Annotated in this window: 25 protein-coding genes; 11 read left to right on the top strand and 14 right to left on the bottom strand. The window is 65.3% G+C overall.

The features are described from left to right. Positions 1–127 precede the first annotated feature (127 nt). Positions 128–532: a PIN domain-containing protein gene (locus tag AC1DVA_RS23015; RefSeq protein WP_476807397.1), complete on the bottom strand. Its 405-nt coding sequence runs from the start codon at positions 530–532 to the stop codon at positions 128–130. Next, complete coding sequence (locus AC1DVA_RS23010) at positions 532–786, bottom strand: type II toxin-antitoxin system Phd/YefM family antitoxin (RefSeq protein ID WP_265055165.1); 255 nt, start codon at positions 784–786, stop codon at positions 532–534. Before AC1DVA_RS23010 ends, AC1DVA_RS23015 begins: the two co-directional genes overlap by 1 nt. Positions 787–1,042: 256 nt before the next feature. On the opposite strand from AC1DVA_RS23010, the gene AC1DVA_RS23005 reads away from it, so the two are divergent. The 3 genes from AC1DVA_RS23005 (at position 1,043) to AC1DVA_RS22995 (ending at position 3,508) form a co-directional block, all read left to right on the top strand. Continuing rightward, positions 1,043–2,002 (top strand): DUF1403 family protein, encoded by a 960-nt coding sequence (locus AC1DVA_RS23005; RefSeq protein WP_265055164.1) that lies wholly within the window; start codon positions 1,043–1,045, stop codon positions 2,000–2,002. Between the two features lie 3 nt (positions 2,003–2,005). Then, on the top strand, positions 2,006–2,764 hold the full coding sequence (gene scpB / locus AC1DVA_RS23000; RefSeq protein ID WP_265055163.1) for an SMC-Scp complex subunit ScpB: 759 nt from the start codon (positions 2,006–2,008) through the stop codon (positions 2,762–2,764). A gap of 90 nt (positions 2,765–2,854) precedes the next feature. Then, positions 2,855–3,508 (top strand): alpha/beta hydrolase family protein, encoded by a 654-nt coding sequence (locus AC1DVA_RS22995; RefSeq protein WP_476807396.1) that lies wholly within the window; start codon positions 2,855–2,857, stop codon positions 3,506–3,508. 440 nt (positions 3,509–3,948) lie between these two features. Here AC1DVA_RS22995 and AC1DVA_RS22990 read toward each other — a convergent pair whose 3' ends face one another. Both AC1DVA_RS22990 and AC1DVA_RS22985 read right to left on the bottom strand, forming a co-directional pair. Further along, complete coding sequence (locus AC1DVA_RS22990) at positions 3,949–4,158, bottom strand: cold-shock protein (RefSeq protein ID WP_265055161.1); 210 nt, start codon at positions 4,156–4,158, stop codon at positions 3,949–3,951. A 255-nt stretch (positions 4,159–4,413) separates the two neighbouring features. Continuing rightward, the gene (locus tag AC1DVA_RS22985; RefSeq protein ID WP_265050618.1) at positions 4,414–5,082 is read right to left on the bottom strand and encodes a GntR family transcriptional regulator; all 669 of its coding nucleotides are present in this window, start codon (positions 5,080–5,082) and stop codon (positions 4,414–4,416) included. Between the two features lie 185 nt (positions 5,083–5,267). On the opposite strand from AC1DVA_RS22985, the gene AC1DVA_RS22980 reads away from it, so the two are divergent. The 7 genes from AC1DVA_RS22980 (at position 5,268) to AC1DVA_RS22950 (ending at position 12,390) form a co-directional block, all read left to right on the top strand. Further along, a complete protein-coding gene (locus AC1DVA_RS22980) occupies positions 5,268–6,320 on the top strand; it encodes an amidohydrolase family protein (RefSeq protein ID WP_476807395.1) in 1,053 nt (350 codons plus the stop codon). Next, complete coding sequence (locus tag AC1DVA_RS22975; protein WP_476807394.1) at positions 6,317–7,234, top strand: VOC family protein; 918 nt, start codon at positions 6,317–6,319, stop codon at positions 7,232–7,234. Before AC1DVA_RS22980 ends, AC1DVA_RS22975 begins: the two co-directional genes overlap by 4 nt. A gap of 25 nt (positions 7,235–7,259) precedes the next feature. Continuing rightward, entirely contained in the window at positions 7,260–8,897 is a 1,638-nt protein-coding gene (locus tag AC1DVA_RS22970; RefSeq protein WP_265050621.1) for a bifunctional 3-(3-hydroxy-phenyl)propionate/3-hydroxycinnamic acid hydroxylase, read from the top strand. Between the two features lie 14 nt (positions 8,898–8,911). After that, complete coding sequence (locus tag AC1DVA_RS22965; protein WP_476807393.1) at positions 8,912–9,760, top strand: fumarylacetoacetate hydrolase family protein; 849 nt, start codon at positions 8,912–8,914, stop codon at positions 9,758–9,760. Positions 9,761–9,855: 95 nt separating this feature from the next. After that, a complete protein-coding gene (locus AC1DVA_RS22960; protein WP_265050623.1) occupies positions 9,856–10,833 on the top strand; it encodes a Bug family tripartite tricarboxylate transporter substrate binding protein in 978 nt (325 codons plus the stop codon). A 424-nt stretch (positions 10,834–11,257) separates the two neighbouring features. Next, positions 11,258–11,758: a peptidase associated/transthyretin-like domain-containing protein gene (locus AC1DVA_RS22955; RefSeq protein ID WP_265050624.1), complete on the top strand. Its 501-nt coding sequence runs from the start codon at positions 11,258–11,260 to the stop codon at positions 11,756–11,758. Positions 11,759–11,763: 5 nt separating this feature from the next. Further along, a complete protein-coding gene (locus tag AC1DVA_RS22950) occupies positions 11,764–12,390 on the top strand; it encodes a ferric reductase-like transmembrane domain-containing protein (protein WP_476807398.1) in 627 nt (208 codons plus the stop codon). A 228-nt stretch (positions 12,391–12,618) separates the two neighbouring features. Here AC1DVA_RS22950 and AC1DVA_RS22945 read toward each other — a convergent pair whose 3' ends face one another. The 9 genes from AC1DVA_RS22945 to AC1DVA_RS22905 all read right to left on the bottom strand — a co-directional run bounded on the left by AC1DVA_RS22945 (position 12,619) and on the right by AC1DVA_RS22905 (position 22,038). Then, positions 12,619–12,951, bottom strand: coding sequence for a cupin domain-containing protein (locus AC1DVA_RS22945; protein WP_265055132.1), 333 nt, complete (start codon positions 12,949–12,951; stop codon positions 12,619–12,621). Positions 12,952–12,996: 45 nt separating this feature from the next. After that, a complete protein-coding gene (locus AC1DVA_RS22940; protein ID WP_476807392.1) occupies positions 12,997–13,875 on the bottom strand; it encodes a branched-chain amino acid ABC transporter permease in 879 nt (292 codons plus the stop codon). After that, on the bottom strand, positions 13,868–14,683 hold the full coding sequence (locus tag AC1DVA_RS22935; RefSeq protein ID WP_476807391.1) for an ABC transporter ATP-binding protein: 816 nt from the start codon (positions 14,681–14,683) through the stop codon (positions 13,868–13,870). Before AC1DVA_RS22935 ends, AC1DVA_RS22940 begins: the two co-directional genes overlap by 8 nt. Further along, on the bottom strand, positions 14,680–15,645 hold the full coding sequence (locus tag AC1DVA_RS22930; protein WP_476807390.1) for a branched-chain amino acid ABC transporter permease: 966 nt from the start codon (positions 15,643–15,645) through the stop codon (positions 14,680–14,682). Before AC1DVA_RS22930 ends, AC1DVA_RS22935 begins: the two co-directional genes overlap by 4 nt. Then, complete coding sequence (locus AC1DVA_RS22925) at positions 15,614–16,381, bottom strand: ABC transporter ATP-binding protein (RefSeq protein ID WP_476807389.1); 768 nt, start codon at positions 16,379–16,381, stop codon at positions 15,614–15,616. The genes AC1DVA_RS22930 and AC1DVA_RS22925 overlap by 32 nt, the downstream gene beginning before the upstream one ends. Continuing rightward, positions 16,378–17,517: an ABC transporter substrate-binding protein gene (locus AC1DVA_RS22920; protein ID WP_476807388.1), complete on the bottom strand. Its 1,140-nt coding sequence runs from the start codon at positions 17,515–17,517 to the stop codon at positions 16,378–16,380. Before AC1DVA_RS22920 ends, AC1DVA_RS22925 begins: the two co-directional genes overlap by 4 nt. Positions 17,518–17,600: 83 nt before the next feature. Then, positions 17,601–19,169 carry a hydantoinase B/oxoprolinase family protein gene (locus tag AC1DVA_RS22915; protein ID WP_476807387.1) on the bottom strand — a complete coding sequence of 523 codons (1,569 nt, stop codon included), beginning with the start codon at positions 19,167–19,169 and terminating at the stop codon, positions 17,601–17,603. 6 nt (positions 19,170–19,175) lie between these two features. Beyond that, positions 19,176–21,239, bottom strand: coding sequence for a hydantoinase/oxoprolinase family protein (locus AC1DVA_RS22910; RefSeq protein WP_476807386.1), 2,064 nt, complete (start codon positions 21,237–21,239; stop codon positions 19,176–19,178). A gap of 4 nt (positions 21,240–21,243) precedes the next feature. Then, positions 21,244–22,038 (bottom strand): IclR family transcriptional regulator, encoded by a 795-nt coding sequence (locus tag AC1DVA_RS22905; RefSeq protein WP_476807385.1) that lies wholly within the window; start codon positions 22,036–22,038, stop codon positions 21,244–21,246. Between the two features lie 454 nt (positions 22,039–22,492). On the opposite strand from AC1DVA_RS22905, the gene AC1DVA_RS22900 reads away from it, so the two are divergent. Continuing rightward, positions 22,493–23,119: a tyrosine-type recombinase/integrase gene (locus AC1DVA_RS22900; protein WP_476807384.1), complete on the top strand. Its 627-nt coding sequence runs from the start codon at positions 22,493–22,495 to the stop codon at positions 23,117–23,119. A 367-nt stretch (positions 23,120–23,486) separates the two neighbouring features. Here the strand turns inward: AC1DVA_RS22900 and AC1DVA_RS22895 are convergent. Beyond that, positions 23,487–24,297 (bottom strand): enoyl-CoA hydratase/isomerase family protein (locus tag AC1DVA_RS22895; RefSeq protein ID WP_476807383.1); only part of this gene is annotated, 811 nt, incomplete at its 5' end.

Genomic DNA, 24,297 nt, shown 5'->3' with positions numbered 1-24,297 from the left:
GTGCTGGGTCACGTCGCGCCACCCTTTGGACTGGCGTGCGAAAGCCGGCCCGCGGACGAATTCGCTAGGCCCCACGCTGCGGTGCCAAGGCGTTGTTGCGGAATCGTTCTGTTTCCCCTGGTGCCCATCAATCGAGGTTCCAGGGATTAACCACCGAAGCGCCAGTATCGTCGAAATCGGCGACATTGCGCGTGACGACGATTAAATCATGCACGATCGCGGTCGCGGCGATGARGCCGTCAGCGTCGCCGCGCGGCCGCTGGGCTGCGACGCGACCCCATTCGACCGCGATCTGATCGGTAATCGGCAGGATCCGATCGGCATGGTCATGCCGGAGCTTTCGCAGCCATTCGCCGAGATGGCTGGCCGCTTTCGGATCGGATTTTTGCTTCAGCATGATGCCGCGCATCACCTCCCCAAGGGTGATGACGCTGAGATGCACGCTGAGCGGGTCGATCGATCGCAGCCAGGCGACCGCTTCAGGTGTTCCGCGGCGGGCCTCCGAGACCACATTGGTGTCGATCAGGTACATTAGAAGGCCAGATCGCGGCTCGGACTTTTGGCCCGCATTTCAACGGCGTCGGCGAGAGCGTCGTCCCAGCTGGGTCCCGACAGAAGATCGTCGACCAGTGTCGGTCTGCCGGCCCGCAGGGCATCATAGTCGCGGGCTGACAAGACGACAGCGGCCCGTTCGCCGCGCAACGTCACGATTTGCGGTCCTTCGCTGCGGGCACGCTGCACGACCTTGGAAAAGTGGTTCTTGGCATCCTGCAGCGGCCAATCCATCATTTCTCTCCTAGCTAGACTGGCTAGCTATATAAGCCGGCGGCCGGGCGCCGTCAAAGGACTACGGGTCGGCGCCACCAGAAGGCTCTGATTTCCCGGCGTTGTCGGCCGTTTCGGAGGTTCCGACGCGGTGCCGACACAGCTCCCACTATAATGACGAGAATATCCGATAATGCAAGATTATCGGATATAACCCGATTGCGACGAGCTGTGCGCTTCTGACCGAATTTAGTGGCAATATCCGCACGGCGCAATTATGCTCGGGGTCATGTCGTCACCCGCATTTAGCGCAACTCCGTCTGCCGCAGGCGCCAGCGTGCCGGCTTGGGCCGTGCCGCGCGGGGCGATTGCCGACCCGGCTGAGGCGGCCTTTATCGCGGGCGCCGCCTTGAATTCGCTGGATCAACTGGTGCGAGCCGCTCCGCCCTGGGCCGGAGCCTGGCGCCAAAGGCTCGCACTCCAATGCGCCGCTGCGGCCGCGTCCTTGGTCGGGCGGACGGAAGGCGAGGGCGCGCTTCGCGACGCCTGGCTTCTGCGCGCCGACGGCGATCCCGGACCAGCCGGAAACCTGCTCGCCGCTTGGAGGCGCCTGGCCGAGCGCGATCCACAGATAAACACTGATGCGCTGCGTTCTGCCGTTAGATTGCTCGGACTGGCCTGGAGCAACGATCTCGCCGCCTTGCCCGAGCGCCTCGACAATCTGACGCGATCCATGCGCCCAGCGCCTCTCCTTGCGGCCGCTGCGGCTGCGGAGGTCCAGCGTATTCGGCCGGACGCGCATCTGCTCGGCTGGTGGCTGGCCGATCAGGTCTTGGCGCGACGGATGCACTGGGCCGTTGCTGTCCCGCTCTTCGTCAAACACGCCCGGGGTCCCGCCTTTCGGAGCGCAGGCGATCGCAGTCGTATCAGGCCAGGGGAAGATGGCTTCGAGCGCGCCGTCTGTGTCGCGTTGGCGCTCGCGGCCGCCGAGGCCTGCCGGCTCGCCGATGAGATTGCGCCTAGGGCCGCACGTCTCACCGCCGTTGCGCCAAAGCTGCGGGCCAAGGGAGCAGGGGAGGTCATCCAGTTGCTGTTCGATGAGGACGCCGTGGCTGGCACGCTGCAGACGAAAAGCCTAACGCGCTGGGGTTCACGCCGCTTGTTCGAGCGGCTGACCAATCTCGACGCCGTGCGCGAGCTATCCGGCCGCGCCACTTTCCGTCTCTACGGGTTGTGAGGGATGGCAAAACACCAGGCGGAGGAGCTGTTCGACGCGGAGCTCGCGGATATTCCGCCCGAGATGCGATGGCGCGAATGGATGGGGCGGGTCGAGGCTGTGATCTTCGCTTCCCCCAAGCCCGTTGGCCGCGAAACCCTGGTGCGTGTTGTGGGCCGGGACTGCAGCATCGATCTGTTGATCGCCGACATCCGTGACGAATTGCGTGGGCGCCCTTACGAACTCGTCTCTGTCGCTGGCGGCTGGCAGCATCGCACAAAGAAGAGCTATGCCGCCGCGATCCGGACCGCGACCGGGCTTGGCGGGGCCGACAGCAAAGCCCTGTCGCAGTCCGAGAGCCTGGTGCTGCTCTGCATTGGCTACTTCCAGCCGATCACTCGCGCGGAGCTCGGCGCCGTCTTTGGCAAGGAGGTCAGCCGCGACACGATCGGCCATCTGCGCAAGCTCGGCTTTCTCGCCGCTGGCCCGCGCAGCCCGCAGCCGGGCGCACCCTACACCTACGTGACRACGCCGGCCTTCCTCTCGGAATTCGGGTTTGAGACGCTGCGCGATCTACCGGATTTCGAGAAGCTCGAGGATGCCGGCCTGCTCAGCAAGGAGCGCTTGCTAACCGGCGACATCCCTCTAGCCGGTCTCGGCGAGTCCGACGCGGATGATGGCAGTGGGGACGGTGCAGATGACGAGTCTGACGACGCCGTTCCGAAACATGCGAAGCTGGCTGACGGCGCCGCGGCGGGTGACAATAAGGCACCCTCTGAGTAATCGTCAGGTAGCCGTGCCAAGTTCGATCTCGGCATCAACCTGCATCCGGGCAGACATGGCCGTGACTTCGAGCCAAGGGAAAGGTGCAGCGTGACCTTCCTCTTCGATGGACCCTACCAGGCCGAAGACTCCATCGTCCTTGCACACGGGGCGGGTGCTCCGATGGATTCGGCGTCAATGAACGCCACAGCAGCAGCTCTAGGAAAGGCTGGCTTTCGCGTCGCCCGCTTTGAATTCAGTTACATGGCCARCCGGCGCATTGGAGGCAGGAAGCCGCCGCCGCGGGCCGACAAGCTCAAACCGGAGTATCTGGCCGCAGTAAAGGCGCTCGGCTCCCAAGGACGGCTGATCATTGCTGGCAAGTCAATGGGAGGTCGGGTGGCGAGCATGGTGGCCGACGAACTCGCAGAGTCCGGACGAGCCTGCGGCTTGCTTTGTCTGGGCTATCCCTTCCATCCGCCGACCAAGCCCGACCAATTGCGCACGGCGCATCTTGAAGACCTGAAGACGCCCACACTCATCGTGCAGGGCACGCGGGACGAGTTCGGCAGGCGTCATGAGGTCTCGACCTATCATCTATCCCCTGCCATCGAATTTCTGTGGCTTGAGGACGGCGACCATGATTTGAGGCCGCGCCAACGCGTATCGGGGCTTTCGACGGGGGACCATCTGAGCACTATGGCAGAGACGGTTTGGGCCTGGGCGCAGCGGCTACCCGCCGTCAGACGTTCTGGCAAGATCTAAGGGCAGTTATCGCGAAAGGCTGCGATGGCCCCATCAGCCAGGCAGCCAATCGACTGCGACCGGTCGGCCATCAGCCTGACGACGATCCGGCCAAGCGTCGTCGGAAGCGCGGCCGTCGTCAATCAGAGCGGCCCATGCGCTTGCCTGGATCGCCTCCGCCACGGGCAACTCTTTTGAATTCAGGACGCTAGGGGAGGCGTTGCTGGACGCTGGCATCGCCACCGTCTCGGTTGCGCAGCCTGCGCGATAAATGATGGGCTCGGCTGCAAGGTGAGGAGCGGGGCGCACAAACGGAAATGCGCGCTCATCACGCCCGATGCGGCGGCGTCTGAGGTGATTCATCCTGCGCACGGAAGCTTCACTCCCAAAGGCGCCTGGGTCACATTCAGTGACGCCGACGTTCGCTGTCCGACCCGCTTTCGGGTCAGTAGCGCGGTGCTTCACAGGGCTCGGAGCTGATCCGCCGACGCCTTGCCCGACCGCTTATCCTGGACGAGTTCATAGCCAAGCTTCTGGCCTTCGCGCAGATCTCGCATTCCTGCCCGCTCGACGGCACTGATGTGGACGAAAGCATCCTGGCCCCCGTCGTCCGGCTGAATGAACCCAAAACCCTTGGTCGGATTGAACCACTTCACTGTACCGGTCGCCATCGCAGCCCCCTCGATCGAGCGAGCAACATGCCATGACGGGTGAAAACCGCAAACCGATACGGTTTTGGCGACCGTGTCAGCTTCCGAGTCTGGCCCATTCCGGACACTGACAACGTCTGCTCCCGGGCGCTTCAGGAGCGCACTGGCTAAGGGCGAGCTTGGCCCGTTCCCTACTCTCGCTACGTCGGCGTTCGGCGGTCTGAACGGCACGTTAATGCAGACGCCGAAAGCGGTCTGGAAGAGACTCTGCTCCTGTCAAAGCGCCGGATCATCGAGAATCACATCCGCAGTTTGTTGATAGTGGCGCTCGAGCAATGCGACGGCGCGATCGACCTCCCTGTCCAGCACGGACGTCACGATTGCCTGGTGTTCGTCCGCGACCTGGCGGGTGGGGAAAGCACGACGGATCGAGATGCGTCGATAGCGATAGAGTTGGTCGGCCAAATGATCGCAAAAGCCGATCAACGGGGTCGATCCGCATTGGCTGATCAGCGTGCGATGGAAGATCCGGTGCAGACGCTCCCAGTCGGGATTGTCCTCAAACTGATCAGGATCCAGCGAGCGTGATGTCCGGCTGAGCCGATGATGGGCGACGACCAGCGCCTCTTCCCAGGCAGGTGTTGCCGCCTCCATCGATTTGCGCAGGGCAAGCCCTTCGAGCCAGCAGCGCGTCATCGTGAGTTCCCGCAGTTCCGACCGGCTGACTGGCGAGACCAGAAAGCCGCGCTGCTCCCGCGCCTCGACCAGGCCCTCCGACGTCAGCCGGTTCAGCGCTTCGCGCAACGGCGTCTGCCCGGCCTGATACGCGTCCATCAGAAAGCGCATCTGCAGCTTCTGCCCCGGCTTCAGACGGCCGGAGAGAAGATCCTCGCGCAGCTTGTCATAGAGGTCGAGAGTTCGGGTCGAGGGAGCAAGCGAGGTCATGCGAACGGTTTCGGCCTCCGTTGGACCGGACCCTGAGACCATTCTCAGGGCCGCGATTGCGGAGGGTGATCTGTACACGCGACGCCTCCTTGACATAATTTATAAATTTAAATTCCAATCGAGAGATTACCCAATATAAGAGACGCAAAGCAAGAACGTGCATTTTGGAGGGATGGAGAGCGATGGTGCCTGCGGCAGCCGATAAGCGGTACGGGACAAGGCGCTGCACATGCGGCGTCGATATCCATGCCCACATCGTCCCGGCTACCTTCCCGTCCTATCTGAAAGGTCCGCGGCCCACCGGCTGGCCCTCGACCGAAGCGGCCCAGCCCTGCCACCGGCATGTCGTGATCGACGGCCGCAACTACCGCACGGTGTCCGATCGCTGCTGGGACGTGCCCAAGCGGTTGAGCGATATGGAGCATATGGGGCTGTCGCTACAGGCGATCTCCGCCATGCCCGAACTGATGTCCTACTGGATGGATGCAGCCCCGGCCGACGAGTTGCTGCGCTATATCAACGATCAGATCGCCATCATGGTCGACGATTCCGCCGGGCGGCTGGTCGGGCTCGGCGCCGTCCCCCTGCAGGACATGGATCTGGCGCTGGCCGAACTGCGGCGCCTGATGGGAAACCCCGGCTTCGCCGGTGTCCAGCTCGGCAGCAACGTCAACGGCAAGCCGATCGGCGCGCCGGAGTTCGATCCCTTCTTCGAGGCGGCGGAAGAGCTGGGCGCAGCCGTTTTCGTCCATGCGGTGCGCCCCGCAGGGCAGGACCGGCTGGTCGGCCCGACGCAACTCCAGCAGGTGCTGGCCTATCCCGGCGAGGTGGGCCTGGCGGCGGCTTCCGTGATCTGTTCGAACCTGATGCTGCGCTGGCCCAGGCTGCGCATCGCCTTCAGCCATGGCGGCGGTACGCTCGGCCTTCTGCTCCCTCGCTTGGAAGAGGGGCGCCGCGTCTTCCCAGCCTTGCAGGACAGCATCGCGATGTCGCCGACGGAACAGGCGCGCCGGCTGTTCTACGATGCGTTGGTCTATGACGAGCCTACGCTTAGGCACCTGACCAGCCTGTTCGGCGAGACGCAGATCATGGTCGGTACCGACTACCCCTTCAATTTCCACGAGCGGAACCCGGTGGAGCGCATCGAGGCGGCCTTCGCCGACGAGGCGACGCGCCGGTGGCTGCTGCACGACAACGCCGCGACCTTCCTCGGCCGGAATGCGAGGCCCGCGACATGACCCGTTTCCCGATCAGCAGCCTGCGCAGCGTCGAGATCGACACGCCGGATATCGCCGTGTCGGAGCGCTTCTATACGCAGATCTGGGGTCTTTCCGTCGCCGCGCGGCAGGATGGCGTCGTCTATCTGCGGGCGACCGGCGCGGACCATCATGTCCTCGCGCTTCATGCCAGCCAGAGCCCGGAAATCCTGTCGGTAACCTTCAGGGTCGATGAAGACAGCGATCTCGCCGCCGTCRCCGAGCGCGCCGTCGCGCAGGGCGCGACCATGCTCGTGCCCCCTGGCCCCAATGCGGAGCCGGATGGCGGCATGATCGCCACGCTCGCCGAGCCGCAGGGCGGGGTCTACCGCCTCGTTCAGGGCGACCGGCACCATGCCGATGCCTGCGAAATCCGCGACCGGCCGTCGCGACTGGCCCATGTCAATCTCAACAGCGTCGATGTCGATGCGCAGGCGGCGTTCCATGAGAAGGCGCTGGGCTTTGTCTTGACCGACCGCTCGAAGCTGATGGCCTTCCTGCGTTGCAACAGCGACCATCACGCGGTGGTTCTCGCCGAGGCGAAGGCCAACGGCCTGAACCACATCGCCTTCCTCGTGCCCGACTGGGAATCGGTGATGAGAGCTTCGGGCCGTCTCGTCGATGCCGGTTATCCCATTGGCTGGGGCGTCGGGCGGCACGGCCCCGGCGACAATGTCTTCGCCTATTTCGTCGACCCCGTCGGCTTCGTCGTCGAGTTCACCGCCGAGGTGCTGCAGGTCGACGATGACTACCGCGTCCGTGGTCCCGACGAGTGGGTCTGGCCGCCGGGCCGAACCGACCACTGGGGCATCGCGCCGCCGAAACCCGACCATGTCAAGGCCGCCCAGGCGGCGATCACCTATCGCCCGGCTGCAAAGCCGCCGGGCTCCCGATGAACCTGTGTCAAAGGCAGTTGCGCAAGTGAGCCAGGCGGACCTTCCAAACCCCGACCATTATCAGGTCGTCGTCGTCGGTTTCGGCCCAAGTGGCGCCGTTGCAGCGAGCCTGCTCGGCCATCACGGCATCCGCAGCCTGGTGATCGACAAGCAGCGCGAGGTCTATGACAAGCCGCGCGCCATCGCGATCGACCACGAGATCATGCGGCTTTTCGACAATCTCGGTGTCGCCGGTCAGGTCCTGCCGCATGTCGCGCCGTTCCATGCCTCGGAGCATTTCGGCGCTGAGGGCCAGTTGATCCGGCGCATCGACACGGTGCCGGAGCCTTATCCGCTGAGCTATGTCCCGACCATGGTCTTCACCCAGCCGCCGGTCGAGGCGGCGCTGCGCGCCCATGCGCGGGCCTATGACGGCATCGAGGTTTCGCTGGGGACCGAACTCGTCGATCTCACGCAGTCCGACCATCACGTGACCCTGACCCTGCGGGCGGATGACGGCACCATGCGGACGGTCACGGCCGACTATGTCATCGGCTGCGACGGCGCCTCGAGCGGCATTCGCGAGCGCCTGGGCATCCCGCTCGACGACCTCGTTTTCGACGAGCCCTGGCTTGTGGTCGATGTGCTGGTGGACGATGTGGCGCTGACCAAGCTGCCGCAGACGGCGGCGCAGTTCTGCGACCCGAAGCGTCCGACGAGCTTCATCATCGGACCGGGCAACCATCGGCGCTGGGAGATCATGCTTCTGCCCGGCGAGGATCCGCGCGCCGCGCAAACGCCTGAGCGGGTCTGGGATCTGCTGGCGCGCTGGCTGACGCCGGAGGACGGGACGCTTTGGCGCGCGGCCAGCTACCGGTTCCACGCGCTCGTGGCGCAACGCTGGCGTGTGGGGCGTGTCTTCATCGCGGGCGATGCGGCGCACCAGCAGCCGCCCTTTATCGGGCAGGGCATGTGCCAGGGCGTTCGCGACGTCGCCAACCTGATCTGGAAGCTCGCCCGCGTGATCGAGGGCAGCTCTGGCGGGGCTTTGCTCGACAGCTATGAGCCCGAGCGCAGCCGCCATGTCCGCGAGTTGACGACCCGGATCAAGGCGATCGGCCAGGTGATCTGCGAACGCGATCCGGTCGCTGCGCGCGAACGTGACGCCCGCATCCTCGCCGAGGGCGGCGGCCAGCCGCGCACCATCACACGACAGGAGATCGTCCCGCCACTGGCGACCGGCCTGCTCACGCAGCAGGACGATCCGGGCCGAGGCAAGCTGTTCCCGCAGCCCTGGGTAACGACGCAGCAGGGACGCGCCCGGCTCGACACCGTTGCGGGCGGGGGCTTTCGGCTGGTGATCGAGGCTGCGCTGGCGGCGCGGTTGTCACCGGGCATGCTCGCAAGCATCCACTCATGCGGCCTGCGGTTGGTCGTGCTGTCGCGCCTCGGTGAGCAACCTCTGCCAGGCGCCGACGTCACGGTCGAGGAATGCGATGGCGTGCTGCGAGCCTGGTTCGCCGCCTCCGGGCGCGCCGCCGCGGTCGTCCGGCCGGATCATTATGTCTTCGGCACCGCCGCCGCCGAAACCGAAATGGCTGCGCTTCTCGACGAACTCGAATCCGGCCTTGCTCCCCTGCATCCAGCCCCGATGGGGGCACAAACCGCACCCGCCCTTCTCTGAGAGGACATGTCTTCATGCGTTTCGCGACTTTCCAACTTCAAGGCGCCCCGAGCTGGGGCATGATCGACGGCGAGGAGGCGGTCGATCTCGGCGCCGTGCTCGGCGAGCGTTACCCCGACCTCAAGAGCGTCATCGCCGCCGATGCGCTGGCCGAAGCGGCTGAGGCCGCGGCCCGGGCGCCCCGGCATCCGCTTTCGGCCATCGGCTGGCTGCCGGTTCTGCCCAACCCGGACAAGATTCTCTGCGTCGGGCTGAACTACGAGATGCACCGCAAGGAGACCGGCCGCGCCGTGGTCGAGAATCCGACCATCTTCGCGCGTTTCGCGAATTCGCAGATCGGCCATGCTGTGGATCTCGTCCGCCCGCGCGTTTCGCAAGAGCTGGATTTCGAGGGCGAACTCGCGATCATCATCGGCAAACCCGGCCGCTACATCACAAGAGCAGACGCCTTTGATCATGTCGCCGGCTACGCCTGCTACAATGACGGCAGCATCCGCGACTTCCAGCGTCACACCCACCAGTTCACGCCGGGCAAGAACTTTCCCGGCACTGGCGCCTTCGGTCCCTGGATGATGACGCCCGACGAATTGGGCGAGCTGCCCTCGCTGCGGCTTCAAACGCGGGTGAACGGCCAGGTCGTGCAGGACGCGACCTTCGCGCAGATGATCTTCGATATCCCGCACATCATCGAATATTGCTCCTCCTTCACGCGGCTGGAGCCCGGCGACGTCATCGCCACCGGCACACCCGGCGGTGTCGGCGCCAAGCGCACGCCGCCCCTTTGGCTGAAGCCGGGCGATATCGTCGAGGTCGAGATCGACCGCCTCGGAACGCTGCGCAACGGCGTCGCCGAGGAAGCCTGAGAATTCCGCTTTCGCCTGCAGCGTGGCTTCGAGGCTCACGAAGCGCGCGGGGTGAAAGCGCCACGCCATCCATCAAAAAGAGCCCGGAGGAAACGATGTTCAAGCTCTCTTGTCTGGCCATGACGGCCGCGGCCGCGCTCATGGCGTCGACCGGTGTTCAGGCACAGTCATGGCCGCAGCGCCCGATCGCGCTCGTGGTGCCGCAGGCCCCGGGCAACAGCCCGGATATTCTCGCGCGCGTTCTGGCCGACAAGCTCTCGCGCAGCCTCGGCCAGCAGGTCTATGTCGAGAACCGCACCGGCGCCGCCAACATCGTCGGAACGCAGGCCGTGGCCCGCGCCACCCCGGACGGCTACACCTTCCTGTTCGCCACCTCGGCCTCTCTCTCGACCAACCCGCACACCTTCAAGAAGCTGCCCTACGACCCTCTCAAGGACTTCGTCCCCGTGGCCATGGCCGCGCGCAGCCATCATGTCCTGCTCGTCAATCCCAACCTCCCGATCACATCGCTGGCCGAGCTGATCGCGCAGGAGAAGGCCAAGCCCGGCGAGATCAGCCTCGCGGTCGACAGCGAGCGCAACATCTCCGGCCTGATCGGACAGACGATCAACCGGCGGGCCGGCATCAAGATGGTGCTCGTGCCCTATGCGTCGGCAGCGAATTCGATCCAGGATACGATCGCCGGCCGCGTCCAGGCGACGATCCAGTCGGCCTCCGTCGCGGAACCCTTCATCAAGGAAGGCACGCTTCGGGCCATCGCGGTTGCCGGCACGAAGCGCCTGGCCTCGCTGCCCGACGTTCCCGCGATCGGGGAGACATTGGCGAGCGCCGATATCGGGGGCTGGTTCATGGTGATGGCGCCGGCGGGCACGCCGCCCGAGATCATCCAGACCATGGGGCAGAAGATCGGCGAAATCCTCCAGCAGGCAGACCTGCGCGAGCGGGCGCCGACATTGGGCTTCGATGTCGACATCGGCCCGCTGGCTACACCGGCAGGTGCGAACGCTTTCCTGGTGAAAGAGGTCGCCGCGATGGGTGCACTGATCAAGGAGTTCGGCATCGAGCCGCAGTGATCGAGGGCGCCGGCGGGGGTCGGCGAGCCCTTACTATGCCGGATCGCGATGTCTGGTTGCGGGCGGAATGCCAAGATCAGGAAGTCGCGATTGCCCGCCGCCCGAGGTATTGGCAAGCCTGCGAACGTTTGCCGATGAAGATCCGCGATAGGGATAGGTCTGAAGGGCAGCTTGTGGCGCCGAGGGGACGAGCCCGATCGATGGCCGATGCGCCTCGCTCACGCAGAGATGGATGCGCCCTAAGCGTGCGTGGCCATGCCATGCCGAGTGTCGGAGCGAAGGGTGTCCCTCGGCAACGTTCGTCACGAAGCCGTGTGCCCCGCTGGCTGACGAGATTTTGCCGAATAGCTTCAGTAGGACTGCAGTGAATGGGAGGCTCGTGGCCTTGACCGACGGGCTGCCACCTCGATCCACGGAGCAAGCGATGCTGCCAATGTTCACGACACGCCGCGGCCTGCTGGCTGCCGGGGCCGCCTTTGGCGCGACGGTGCTGACAGAGGGAGCGCCGGCCATCATTCAGCCGGCTCAGGCACAGGGATTGGCGCCGACGGGCTCGATGCGCGGGGGCGCCAACAATTACCGTCCGGGCGCGCCGATCGTGCAGCGGATCGGCAATGGCGGCTTCTGGATGTCCGGGACGGTGCGCCGGGCCGGCGATGGCGCGCCACTGCCCGGGATCCGCATCCAGATCTGGGCCCATACCACGGAGGGCTACGAGACCGATGCACAAAGCCACGGCGCGACGCTGACCGACGCCAATGGCATGTTCCGTCTGGAGATGCCGCAGATCATCCCGGCCTTCGGGCAGGCGCACGGCCATCTCGCCTATGACGATGCAGCCTTCAAGACGGTGTTCCTGCGCCCGGTGATGCAGAGTTCCCGAGACAAGAGCCTGAAGGCCGAATTCGTGCTCCAGTCGGCGTGAACCGCATCCCATCGATAAGGGCGGCCCTGATCTGGGCCGTGGTCGCGGGCGCGATCGTCGTGTCGCTCGCCCTCGCTGCAACAAGCCCGCTGCTTGCATGGCGTGGGCCGATCTATGTCGTGGCCGGTTTTGCTGGCGTCGTGGCACTGGCGCTCGTTCTGCTGCAGCCTCTGCTCGCGGCCGGATACCTGCCTGGGCTCCCGGTCCCGCGCGGGCGTCGGGTGCATCGCTGGGTCGGAACCGCGCTTGTCGGGGCGATCATCATTCACGTCGCCGGGCTGTGGCTGACCAGCCCGCCCGACGTCGTCGACGCGCTTCTCTTCGACTCGCCGACGCCTTTTTCGGCTTGGGGGGTCGTCGCCATGTGCGCCGCATTCGCCGCGGCGCTGCTCGCCGCGCTGCGCCGGCCCCTGCGCATCAGGCCGCGAGCCTGGCGTCTCGGCCATACCGGGCTCGTGGTGCTGGTCGTGCTCGGCGGGGTCGTCCACGCTCTGCTGATCGAGGGGACGATGGGGAGCGTCTCCAAGCTCGTGCTCTGCGCTCTCGTCGTCTCCGCCACCGCGGTCGCGCTGTTCGATCTTCGCGCCTGGATGTTGCTGACACGGCGAAAGCCGCAGGACCGGCGCCTATGATCCTCGCGGCTCCCAGCGAGCCCGCAGCGGGCTAACGGCCCTCCAGCCACCCCGTCGGACGCGTGCGCGGCAGCGCGAGGGGCCAAGGCGATGAGCGAAGAGCGTGACTGCCGCCGTGGGTTGGACGCTCACAGCCGCGAATCGTTGATCGGATACGTCCGCTTTCCGGCATCGGCCGAATGTCGGCATTTGGCGCGCGACCGACGGAAAATTATATGAGCATCCAGCTTAAGCGTATTCGGGCCGGCGCGGCGTGAACACATCAAGATTGATCACCGGCTCATCGCCGACGACCTCGCCCCAATGCTCGACATTCGATGGGATCACGACTAGCCCCCCGGGACCGATCAGATGCTCCTCGCCGCCGATGAAGAAGCGGATGGTGCCGCTGACGATATACGCGATCTGCTCATGGGGATGGCTGTGCGGTTTGGGCTCGTGGCCAGGCATCAGCCGGTGCAGCGCCACCGTCGCTGCATTACCGGAGAAGGCCTTGCGGTCTACACCCGGGCGCACCGGTGTCCACGGAATCTGGCTCCAGTCGATCTTGTGAATGTCCATGGCAGCGGCTCCGATCGTCGCTCAGTCAGATAGTCATTTGGGTGGTCATTTGGCGGCGCCGAGGATTCCCGACGGGCGGATGAACAGGAACAGCAGCAACACCGACAGCGCTGCGACATTCTTCAATCCGGCGCCGAAGCCAACGATGGCGAGCGCCTGGAGCAGGCCGAGCAGCAGCCCGCCCAGAAAGGCGCCGAAGGGCCGGCCGAAGCCGCCGACGATCGCGGCGATGAAGCCGCTGATCGCGAAGGGCACGCCGACATTGAAGGCGGTGTACTGCGTCGGCGTGATCAGGATGCCGGCGATGGCGCCGAGCGCTGCGCTCAGCGCGAAGGCCAGCGCCAGCATGCGCGAGACCGGTATGCCCTGCAGCGCCGCCGCCTCGCGGTTGATCGAGCAGGCGCGCATCGCCTTGCCGGTCTTGGTGAGGCCGAAGAATGCGGCCAGCAAGCCCACGATCGCGACCGACCCGCCGACGATCCAGATCAGCTGGAAGCCGATCGCGACACCGCCGATCATCAGGGGTGGCCGGTCGGTGAAGACGGGCAGGGTCTTGGGCTGGTCTCCGACCGCGATCAGGGTGAGCCGTTCCAGCACGATCTGCGCGGCCAGCGTCGCCAGGATCATGACGAACATCGTCGCCTTGCGGTTCCAGAGCGGCCGGACCACCACCCGCTCGATGGCGACACCAAGCAGCGCGACCGCCACGATCGCGATCAGGGCGGCCAGCGGCAGGGGCACGCCGTTCCGGGCGAACAGCATGTGGGTGATCATGCCGCCGAGCATTACGAACGCGCCCTGCGCGAAGTTCACGATGCCGCTGGCGTTGTAGATCACGCAGAAGCCGATGCCGATCAGCCCGTAGACGCAGCCGATGCCCAGCCCGCTGACCAGGACCTGCGGGATGTAGGACCAGTCAGCCACGGGCCGTCTCCTGAACGTCGGGCGTTGCCGAAGCCGCATCCGTGGCAGGCTTGCCCGTGCCGAGATAGGCCGCGATCACGGTCGGGTTGGCGCGCACCTCGGCGGGCGTGCCCTCGGCAATCTTGCGGCCGAAATCGACCACCACGACGCGGTCGGCCGTATTCATCACCAGTGTCATGTCGTGCTCGATCAGGAGGACGCTGGTGCCCTCCTCGGCGATGCGGCGGACGATCCGTGCCAGCGCGGCCGATTCCTCAGTGTTGAGGCCGGCCGCTGGCTCATCGAGCAGGATGAGCCGCGGCCCCGCAGCCATGGCCCGTGCGAGCTCGAGCATACGCTGGCGGCCATAAGGCAGGCCGAAAGCAGGCTCGTCCGCAAAGGCCGACAGCCCGGCGAAGGCAAGCAGCTCGCGCGCCCGTGCATCGACTGCCGCCTCTTCCTCGCGGGCAGAGGCAGGCCGCAGCAGTGCCCCGAACAGGCCCGCGCTGCCCCGCAGATGGCAGCCGACCTTGACGTTGTCGAGCACGCTGAGATCGTCGAACAACTTGACCAGCTGGAAGGTTCTGACCAGTCCGGCTGCGGCAATAGCGGCCGGGGGGCGGCCGGTGATGTCGGCGCCTTCGAACAGGATGCGGCCAGCGCTGGGCGGCAGGGAGCCCGCGATCAGGTTGAACAGCGTCGTCTTGCCGGCGCCGTTCGGGCCAATGATAGCCGTGACACCCTCCGTGGGCACCTCGAACGAGACGTTGTCGACCGCGACCAGCCCGCCGAAACGGCGCGTCACGCCTTCCAGGCGAAGCCGGCTCATGAACGACCTCGCGGCGAAAACAGGCTGGCGAGGCCGCGCGGCGCATAGATCAGCAGCAGGATCAGCGCTGCGCCATAGGCGAGGTCCTGATAGTCCTTGAAAGCACGGAACGTCTCGGGCAGCAGGCTGACGATCAGCGCCCCGACTAAGGGTCCGGCGACCGTGCCGATGCCGCCGACATAGAGCATGGTGAAGGTGACGATGACCATGTGCAGGCCGAAGACCTCCGGGCTGACGAAGCCAACGAAATGGACGAAGAGCGAGCCCGCCAGCGCCGCGAAACCGGCCGAGAGCAGGAAGGCTGCGAGCTTGTAGCGCGCGACATCGATGCCGAGCGCGACCGCCGCCTCCTCGCTGCCCGCCACGGCGGATAGTGCGCGGCCAAAGCGCGAGCGGCGGATGCGGGCGGCGGCGAAGAGACTGACGGCGACGACCAGCGACAGCAGGATGAGCTGCCCACGGTCGGAGGTGATTTCGTAGGGACCGATCCCGAAAGGCGGGATGCCGGAGATGCCMATATAGCCCTGGGTCACCGATTGCCATTCGACCGTGATCTCATAAGTGATGAGCCCGATKGCSAGCGTGCCCATGGCGAGRTARTGRCCYTTGAGCCKMAGCGCSGGRWATCCGACGATCGCGGCGGCCAGGACGGCGGCCGCGATGCCCAGCGCCATGGCCGGCAGCGGACTCCAGCCATGGCTCGCGGTCAGCACCGCCGATGTGTAGCCGCCGATCGCGGCGAAGGCGTTCTGGCCGAAAGAGACTTGCGCGGCAAAACCCATGAACAGGTTCAGCCCGGTCACGAACACCGCATAGATCAGCGCGAAGGAGACCACGGTCGCAGCATAGCCACCGACGAACATGGCATAGCCGACGACGAGCACGGCGAAGAGCCAGGGCAGCTGGCCGACCAGCCTGAACGGGCGCCGTTCAGGCGAAGTAATGCTGGGCGAGATCGTCATGGGAGGTGATGTCACGCGGATCGAGTTCGGCGACGATGCGCCCGAGCGAGAGCAGGTAGACGCGGGAGGCGAGTTCAAGCGCCAGCGGCGCCTTCTGCTCGACCAGCACGATCGCCAGCCCTTCGCGGTTCAGGAGGCCGAGCGTCTCCAGGATCTCCCCGGTGACGCGCGGCGCGAGGCCGAGCGAGGGCTCGTCCAGCAGCAGAAGTTTCGGACCGGACATCAGCGCACGGCCGAGCGCGAGCATCTGCTGCTCGCCACCGGACATCGAGCCCGCGGCCTGGCCGAGCCGTTCCTTGAGGCGCGGGAACAGCGTCAGCACGCGCTCGCGCCGACGGGCGAACTCGGCCTTGTCGCGCAGGCGATAGGCGCCGAGTTCGAGATTGTCGGAGACGCTCATCGGCGCGAACAGGCCGCGCCCCTCCGGCACCAGCACGATGCCGCGCGATGCAACCGCGACAGGATCACGCCGAGGCAGCGCCTCGCCCCGGAAGCGGACCTCCCCGTCATTGGCGGAGAGCCCCATGATCGCACGCAGCAAGGTCGACTTGCCGGCACCGTTGGGCCCGAGAACGGCGACGAGCTCGCCCTCGCCGATGTGCAGGTCGATCCCATGCAACGCATGGATATGGCCGTAGCGTGCCGACAGGCCGGTCGCAGCCAGGATCGCCGGAGCCGTGCTCGCCATCGGCGCGGCGGTGCTCGCATCGGCCTTGGCCGCGACGGCGAGGCTCATTGCACCACCTTGACCTTGCCGCTCTGGATGGTGGCGAGCACGAAGGGGTTCTCGGTAATGCCCTGGTGCAGGTCCGGCCGGAAGTTGTAGATGCCGGTCGTACCTTGGAAGCCGGTCAGCTCCTCATAGGCACCGCGCACCTTCTCGCCCTCGAAGGACTTGCCCTTCTCGATGGCGGCGACGGTCAGCATGACGCCGTCCCAGCCGCGCGAGGCCCAGTTCGGGTCGCGGTCCTTGAATTTCTCGCGCCAGGGATCGAGGAAGGCCTTGATGTTCGTCTTGAGAGCGCCCTCCGGCAGTGCCTCGTAGACCTGCGAGGGCGAGGCGACGAAGAAGAACTTGTCGCCCAGAACCTCTGCGACCGGACCGAACACGGCGAGGTCCTCGAGGCTCGTCAGCAGCAGCATGTCAGCGCCGAGCTGCTTGATGTTCTTGGCCGCGGTGAGCGTGGTGCCGCCCAGCCCGATCTTCAGGATCGCGCCGGCACCTGCAGACCGCGCCTTGCTGATCTGGACACTCAGATCGGCATCGTCCTGCTTGTATTGATCGACCGAGACGACCTCGAGGCCGTATTTGGCCGCGTTGCGCTCTGCCACGCCTTTCTGGAGATTGGCGTAGGGGGTCGGGTCGTGCAGCACCGCGATCTTGCGAACTTGAGTCTTTTCCTTGAGGTATTCCAGGCGCTTGTCGACTTCGAAGCCGGCCGGCGGCAGGGTGGTGAAGGCCCAGGGCAGATGCTCGGCCTGCTGCGGCAGGATCGAGCACAGCATCATCGGCACCTTGGCCCGCAGCAACAGTCCCGCCGCCGCGAAATTGCCGGCCGAGACACAGCCGCTGACAAAGACATCGACCTTGTCGGAGCTGAGCATCTTTCGATAGACGGTCACCGCTTCCTGAGGCTCCGAGCGGTTGTCCTCGACAACCACCTGGATCTTGCGGCCCATCACGCCGCCCTTGGCGTTCACCGCGGCAGCCGCCAGCTCGACGCCGTCGCGCCAGGCGCGGTCGACGGTCGCTGCGTAGCCGGTCAGGCCGGCCGAGACGCCGATCTTGTAGGGTTCCTGTGCGCTGACAGGTGCGGCGCCGGCTATCGCCAGGCTTGCGACGAGGCCCGCCGCAAAAAATGTCTGCTTCATCATATGTCCTCCCGGTTCCCTCTGGTTCTGTCCGGTCACCCCGATGCGGGGCGCCGGCTTTTCTTGTCTTCTGGAAATCGTCGTCAGGCTGTCGGCTTGCCGTAGCCTCCTCCGCCGGGCGTCTCGAGCAGCACGACATCGCCGGCCTGCATCGTCAGCTTTTTGGCCTCGCTGACGGGTTTGCCGTTGACGAGGAAGCGGCCCGGCGCACCCGACAGCCCGCCATCGATGCCGTCCGGACCCCGTTCGAGTCGGCTCGGCACGGCATTGAGCAGCCAGGCATGGTCGGTGTGCATGTGGAACTGGATGATCTGGCCGTCCCCCCCCTGCATCCGGCCCTTGCCGCCCGAGCCTGGACGCAGCTCCTTGCGGTCGAAGACGATCGGCATCGTTGCTTCGAGGATTTCGATCGGGACCGCCGCGACGCCAGTGGGATAGCAGGTCGCGCTGGGGCCCGGCTTGCCGGCGCGCGCGCCCATGCCGCCGGAATAGTTGAACATCGACGAGGTGAAGGGCTCGCCGCTCGCCTTGCGACCCTGGATCTGGATGGTCCAGACCGCGCCTGAGCCTTCCGCCAGCACGCGCTCCGGCATGACCTGATGCAGCGCCTTCAGGATCGGCATCGGCACATACATGCCCACGACATGGCGCGCATTGACCGGCGCCGGATAGGCGCAGTTGATGATCGAGCCGACCGGCGCGCGCACCTCGATCRGYGCCAGCGACCCGGCGTTGTTCGGCAGATCCGGATTGAGGCAGGAGCGGATCGCGAAGGTCGAATAGGCGTGCGTGTAGTTCAGCACCACGTTGATGCCGGTGGTCGTCTGCGGCGACGACCCGTCGAAATCGACGATGATCGAGCCGTTCTCGGCATCGACGGTGACGGCGGTCTTCAGCGTAATGACCTCGCCGCCGGGCACGTCGAAGACGGCCTCGCCGTGATAGGTGCCGGGCTTGAGCTTGCGGATCGCATTGCGCGTCGCTTCTTCCGAGCGGTTGATGATCTCGTCCGACAAGCCCTCGATGTCGTTGATGCCATAGCGTTCGCACAACGTGATCAGGTGCTCGGCCGCCGCCTCGCCTGAGGAAACCTGCGCCGAGAGGTCCCCGAAGACGGCATCGGGCGTGCGCACGTTGCGGCGGATGATGTCGTGCAGCATCTCGCTCGGCTTGCCACGCTCATAGAGCTTGAGTGGCGGGATCCAGAGGCCTTCCTCATGCACGTCGCGGGCGCCGGCGCCGATGCCGTAGCCGCCGATATCGGTGTGGTGGATGGTCGAGCCGATATAGGCGAGCAGCTTCGCGCCGTCGAAGATCGGCGTCAGGATGGTGATGTCGAAGAAATGCCCGGCCGAGAGCCAGGGATCATTGGTGATCAGCACGTCGCCTGGCTCACAACGCCCCTCGAACAGGCGCACGAGATGCGCGCCGGCGATGGCGAGCGAGTTTATGTGGCCGGGCGTACCGGTATTGGCCTGCGCCACCATGCGCCCGCGCCGGTCGAACAGAGCGCAGGCGAGGTCGCCGGCTTCGCGCACGATCGGGCTGAAGGCGATGCGTTGCAGCGCCTTGGCCCGCTCGTTGACGATACCGATGAGGTTCGACCAGAGGATTTCGAGTTCAACTCCGTCCATGGGCTGTGAACTTGCCATCGGGTTTCAGCCTTTCGTGGCAACGATGCAGCCGAGCGCGTCGATCGTCGCGCTCCAGCCGGGCGGCAGCGCGGTGGTGGTCTCGCGCTCCTCGATGATGGCAGGGCCAGAGATGGTCTGGCCGGTGGCGAGCGCCGAGCGCTCGTAGACTGGAACGGACTGGCCGTCCTCCCAGGCATGAACGGCGCGATGGCGCTTGGGCGCACCGGCCGCGATCTGCGCTCTGGCCTGGCCGTCGAAATGAGGCAGCGGGCCGCGCGCGACGACCCGCCAGGTCACGAGCTCGATCGGCACATGCGAGGGGTTGACGCCGTAGAGGGTGCGATAGGCAGCCTCGAACTGAGCAGTCAGCGCTGCACTGTCGCGGCTCTGGCGCGGGTCGGTTTCGAAAATGACCGTGACCTCATGCTGCTGGCCGACATAGCGCATGTCGGCGCCGACAAGGATCGTGACGTCGGAGGCGGCGCAGCCGGATTCGCCGAGTGCCGTCAGTCCTTCGCTCGCGAGCTCGCCGATCACGCGGTCGACACGCGCCCAGTCGAGCTGGTCGACCCGAGTCAGGTCGCTGCGCACGAGATCGAGCCGGACGGGTGTGACCAGCGTGCCGAAAGCGGAGAGCACGCTGGACTGCGGTGGCACGATCACGCTTGTGCTCTGGAGTAGATCTGCAACGCCGCAGGCGTGAAGCGGGCCTGCGCCACCGAAGGCGAAGAGCGGCAGACCCCGATAGTCGACACCACGATCGGTCGCATGGGTGCGCGCCGCCGAAGCCATCGCCTCCGTGACGATGCGGTAGATGCCCCGCGCCGCCTGCACGGGATTGAGGCCGAGCGCATCGCCGAGCCGCGCTATCGCGCCATCGCAAGCCGCCTTGTCGAGCGACATGTCGCCGCCCAGGAAGTTCTCGGCGTCGATCAGGCCCAGAACGAGGTCGGCATCGGTGACCGTCGCGTTTTGACCACCGCGGCCGTAACAGGCCGGGCCGGGATTGGAGCCCGCGCTTTCGGGACCAACCTTGAGCAGGCCTAGATCGTCGACATGGGCGATGCTGCCGCCGCCTGCGCCGATCTCGATCAGGTCGATCGAGGGCACGGTGACTGGCAGGCCGCTGCCCTCCCGGAAGCGGTAGCGACGGTCGACCTCGAACAGCCCGGTGATCAGCGGAGTGCGGTTCTCGATCAGGCAGGCCTTGGCGGTGGTGCCGCCCATGTCGAAGGACATCAGCCGGTCGATGCCAAGGAGTTCGGCATAGTGGCAGGCTGCGAGCGCGCCGGCCGCCGGGCCGCTCTCGATCATCCGCACCGGGTTGCGGCCCGCCGTCTCGGCCCCGACAACACCGCCGGAGGAGAGCATGATCAGCGGGGTGTTCGCGAAGCCCTCGACCCGCAGCCGGTCGCTCAGGCGCTTGAGATAGGGCTGCGAGATCGGCATCGCATAGGCGTTCACGGTCGCCGTCGAGGCGCGCTGGTACTCACGGATCTGCGGCGCGACCTCGGCCGAGGTGCAGATGAAGACGTCGTTGAGCTCGCGCGACAGGGCGGCCGCGACCAGCCCCTCGTTGTCGGGATTCGCGAAGCTGTTCAGGAAGCAGATCGCAACGGCGCGCGCGCCGCTGGCCCGGATTTCCGCCGCGAGTTCGGCAATGTCTTGCGGGCTCGGCGCGAGCGCAACCGTGCCGTCCGCCAGGACGCGCTCTTTCAGCCCGAAAGTCAGCTCGCGCGTGACCAGGGGCTCGGGAAACTCGATCTGCGGATCGTACATGTCGTAGCGATGCTCGTTGCGGATCGACAGCACATCGCGAAAACCCTCGGTGACAACGAGCGCCGTCGGCAGTCCCTTGCGTTCGATAAGCGCATTGGTGACGACCGTGGTGGCATGCACCACGACGCCATCGACCGCGTCCGCGGCGACGCCGGCCTTCCCCAGCACGGAGTCCACGCCCCGGAAAAAGCCTTCCAAGAGGTCGTGATGCGTGGTCAGCGTCTTGTCGACGCTCAAGCCCCCGCGGGAGTCGCGCAATACGATATCGGTGAAGGTGCCGCCGATATCGACGGCCAGCGAATAGGTCATGTTCTCAGTCTTTCCAGGTCAAGCCACGCGAGATACGTGCGGCGCTGCCGACGACCTCACGGATCTGTTCGGGATCGGGAACGGGCGGAATGAACTGCGTCGCACCGACGATGGCGATCGAGCCGACGAGAAGCTTGCGGTGGTCGAAGACGGGTGCGGCCAGCGTGTTGACGCCGGTGATCACCTCGTCGGGCGCCGTCGCCCAGCCGCGGGCGCGGACGGCATCGAGATCGGCGATCAGCGCATCTCGCGAGACGATCGTCGCCGGCGTCCAGGCCTCGAGCGGACCGTTGGCGATGGCGGTCGCGCGCTGCTGGGGACCGAAGGTGAGCCAGATCTTGCCGTGCGCGCTGGCATGGAAGGCGAGCCGCGTGCCCGGCCTCGTGGCAAATTCGATGAGCGTACGCCCCTGGATCAGTTCGAGGACGATAAGCTCGTCATCGACCGCAGCGCAGACCGTCACGGCTTGGCCGGTGCGGTCGCGCAAGGTCATCAGTTCCTCGCGCGCGGCGCTGACGATGTCGAAGCGCTGACGCAGCGACTCGCCCAGCACGACCAGCTTGATGCCGGCGTCATAGCGGCCCGTTTCCGGATCCTGCCGCACGAAGCCGTGGCGCTGCAGCGTTACCAAGTGCCGATAGATCGTCGCCTTCGACGCGGAGAGCGCCTCGGCGATCTGGGCCAGCGAAGCCGGGCGGCTCTGCTGCACCAGATACTCGACCGCGTGAAGTGCGAGATCGAGCGTGCTGGTGCCGGCAGGCGCAGGCTTCCCCGCAGCTTTTGGCAAATCCGTCGACAAGAGCGTTCCTCGTGTTTCATTTTATATAATGAAACGTCATTTTATTATTTGATACGCTATGGGTTAACTGCGGCGCCTGTCAAGCGTCGGCCGAGGCTGCGATGTCCGGAGCGGCGAAACATTTGGGTTAGCGCATCGATCGGTCGGCGATGCTGATGAAGCGCGCAGCCTCTGCGAACATCAGCAGCCAAACGAAGCAGCGCTTCCGGCCCGCCCGCTCGAACTATGACGCCAGGCTCAAACGAAGTGGCCCAACCATCACTTAGGTCCGCAAAGGATCGCCAACGGACCGCGCTAATGGACAGCCCCCGAATGTCCGCTGCCGGGCAACCACCCGATGTCCGCATTGGCGCAAGCTGCGCTCCTCCCTGCGGTTTTCACCACGAGGCGTTAGAAACCCGTCCGCATTTGATAGAATTTTCCAGGATGCGGCGTCCCAAGAAGGGGATCTGCCATGGATATCCAGGCGCATAACCAACAGCATCATCAGGCGTGGAACCTCGGTCGTATCATCGGACCGAAGCCGCCTCTGAAGCCAAAGCATATCTGGGCGTTGCGAACCCGACTTCAGCATGAGGGGCGGACCCGCGATCTCGCCATGTTCAATCTTGCGATCGACAGCAAGCTGCGCGGGTGCGATCTCGTTCGCCTTCGTGTCGCCGATATCGTCCTCGGAGGCACCGTTCGCCTCCGAACCGCGATCGTTCAGCAGAAGACGGGGCGGCCGGTACCATTCGAACTGACCGACTCAGCCCGCGAAGCGCTTACTGCATGGCTTAGAATGCGAGGTTCACGTGAAGACGACTGGCTTTTTCCGAGCCGTAGCCGGCACGGCGATCACATTACAACGCGCCAGTACGGCCGCCTTCTGGACAGCTGGGTAGCGCTGATCGGATTGGATCCAGCGCTCTACGGGACGCACAGTCTCCGGCGAACGAAGGTTGCGCTGATCTATAAGCGCACGGGCAATCTACGCGCCTGCCAGCTTCTTCTAGGCCACACAAAACTGGAAAGCACCGTGCGCTACCTCGGTATCGAGGTCGACGACGCGCTTCTCCTTTCGGAGCAAACGGACCTATGAGCTTTGGCACGGCGGGCTCCCGCCGTGCTCCTTCCGCCGTTCGGCCAACGGCAAACTCGGGTGGGAAGTTGAACTTCGCGACCGCCGCTGCAAAGGCACTGATCGCGCCATAAGCGGACCTTGGCTGGCTGCCCGGAAGCGGACATTCCGCGGTCGGGTCAACTCATGCCAACCACAGCATTCCTTGAAATGCGGGCGTCCAGCAGCATCAGAGCATCAGCCCGGCTAGCATGCGGCCTTAGACTACTCATTCACAAGGAGATCCGATGGATCCATGGTCCTTCGGATCTCCGAACACATTTTATAGAATTTAGATCAATCGCCACGCGCTAAATGATCTGAATATCGAGAGTATATAATTTAGTTTTCAGATTTTTTCTTTATATAAAAAAGATTCAACCTTTTCTTCGCCATTGTAAGCCAGTCGCTGCATGCGATAGAGGTTCTTCACGTAATCCAACGCGTCCTGCCGCGACATGTCCATGCAGCGGACCGAAGCTTCCATCTCGACGCGCAGCGCGAGAAGGGGGTGACGCGCGATGCGCGCTGCATATTCCTCCGCCTTTGCCAGAACCTGATCGGATGGCACGACAGCGTTCACCAAGTTTGCTCTCAAGGCATCCTGCGCGGACAGCGGATCTCCGGTGAGAAGCATCTCCATCGCAACGGTGTGCGGCAGGAAATGGGAAAGCCGGGTCGAACCGCCTGCGCCACCCATGCCGTAGGCGATCTCGGGGAAGCCGAACTTCGCATCCTCAGACGCCACGCGGATATCGGTGRGATGGCTGAGATAGATCATGCCCTGGCCGTAGCAATAGCCGCGCACGGCCCCGACGATCGGCTTGAACCGGTTGAGCGACAGGACCTCCCGCGACCAACTGAAGGTATCGGGCTCGCCTTCGGCGACGCGGTGCTTGGGCGCCAGATAATAGGTGAGCTCGTCCATCGGCGTGGCGAACTTAGCGTAGTCGTTCTTGATGTCGTCGCCTGCTGAGAAGGCGCGGTCTCCGGCCCCCTGGAGAATCCCGACGCGTACCTCGTCATCGGCGAGGAACTCGAGCATCATCTGGTAGAACTGCTTGTGCATGGCCGGGGTCATCGGATTAACCGAGCCGTTCCGGATTGTGAAATAGCCGATCTTGCCACGGCGCTCATATTCGAAAGGCATGTGTCTGTTC

The sequence above is a fragment of the Allobosea sp. P4_C6 genome, from assembly GCF_056402015.1.
The sequence above is the reverse complement of the archived record's forward strand: the minus strand, read 5'-3'. Positions and strand labels throughout refer to the sequence as shown.

Bases quoted from the DNA above. Each gene is read 5' to 3' on its own strand.
- AC1DVA_RS23010 (WP_265055165.1), bottom strand. From the start codon at position 786: ATGGATTGGCCGCTGCAGGATGCCAAGAACCACTTTTCCAAGGTCGTG.
- AC1DVA_RS23005 (WP_265055164.1), top strand. From the start codon at position 1,043: ATGCTCGGGGTCATGTCGTCACCCGCATTTAGCGCAACTCCGTCTGCC.
- AC1DVA_RS22990 (WP_265055161.1), bottom strand. From the start codon at position 4,158: ATGGCGACCGGTACAGTGAAGTGGTTCAATCCGACCAAGGGTTTTGGG.
- AC1DVA_RS22985 (WP_265050618.1), bottom strand. From the start codon at position 5,082: ATGACCTCGCTTGCTCCCTCGACCCGAACTCTCGACCTCTATGACAAG.
- AC1DVA_RS22965 (WP_476807393.1), top strand. From the start codon at position 8,912: ATGCGTTTCGCGACTTTCCAACTTCAAGGCGCCCCGAGCTGGGGCATG.
- AC1DVA_RS22960 (WP_265050623.1), top strand. From the start codon at position 9,856: ATGTTCAAGCTCTCTTGTCTGGCCATGACGGCCGCGGCCGCGCTCATG.
- AC1DVA_RS22955 (WP_265050624.1), top strand. From the start codon at position 11,258: ATGCTGCCAATGTTCACGACACGCCGCGGCCTGCTGGCTGCCGGGGCC.
- AC1DVA_RS22945 (WP_265055132.1), bottom strand. From the start codon at position 12,951: ATGGACATTCACAAGATCGACTGGAGCCAGATTCCGTGGACACCGGTG.
- AC1DVA_RS22935 (WP_476807391.1), bottom strand. From the start codon at position 14,683: ATGAGCCGGCTTCGCCTGGAAGGCGTGACGCGCCGTTTCGGCGGGCTG.
- AC1DVA_RS22925 (WP_476807389.1), bottom strand. From the start codon at position 16,381: ATGAGCCTCGCCGTCGCGGCCAAGGCCGATGCGAGCACCGCCGCGCCG.
- AC1DVA_RS22920 (WP_476807388.1), bottom strand. From the start codon at position 17,517: ATGAAGCAGACATTTTTTGCGGCGGGCCTCGTCGCAAGCCTGGCGATA.
- AC1DVA_RS22910 (WP_476807386.1), bottom strand. From the start codon at position 21,239: ATGACCTATTCGCTGGCCGTCGATATCGGCGGCACCTTCACCGATATC.
- AC1DVA_RS22900 (WP_476807384.1), top strand. From the start codon at position 22,493: ATGGATATCCAGGCGCATAACCAACAGCATCATCAGGCGTGGAACCTC.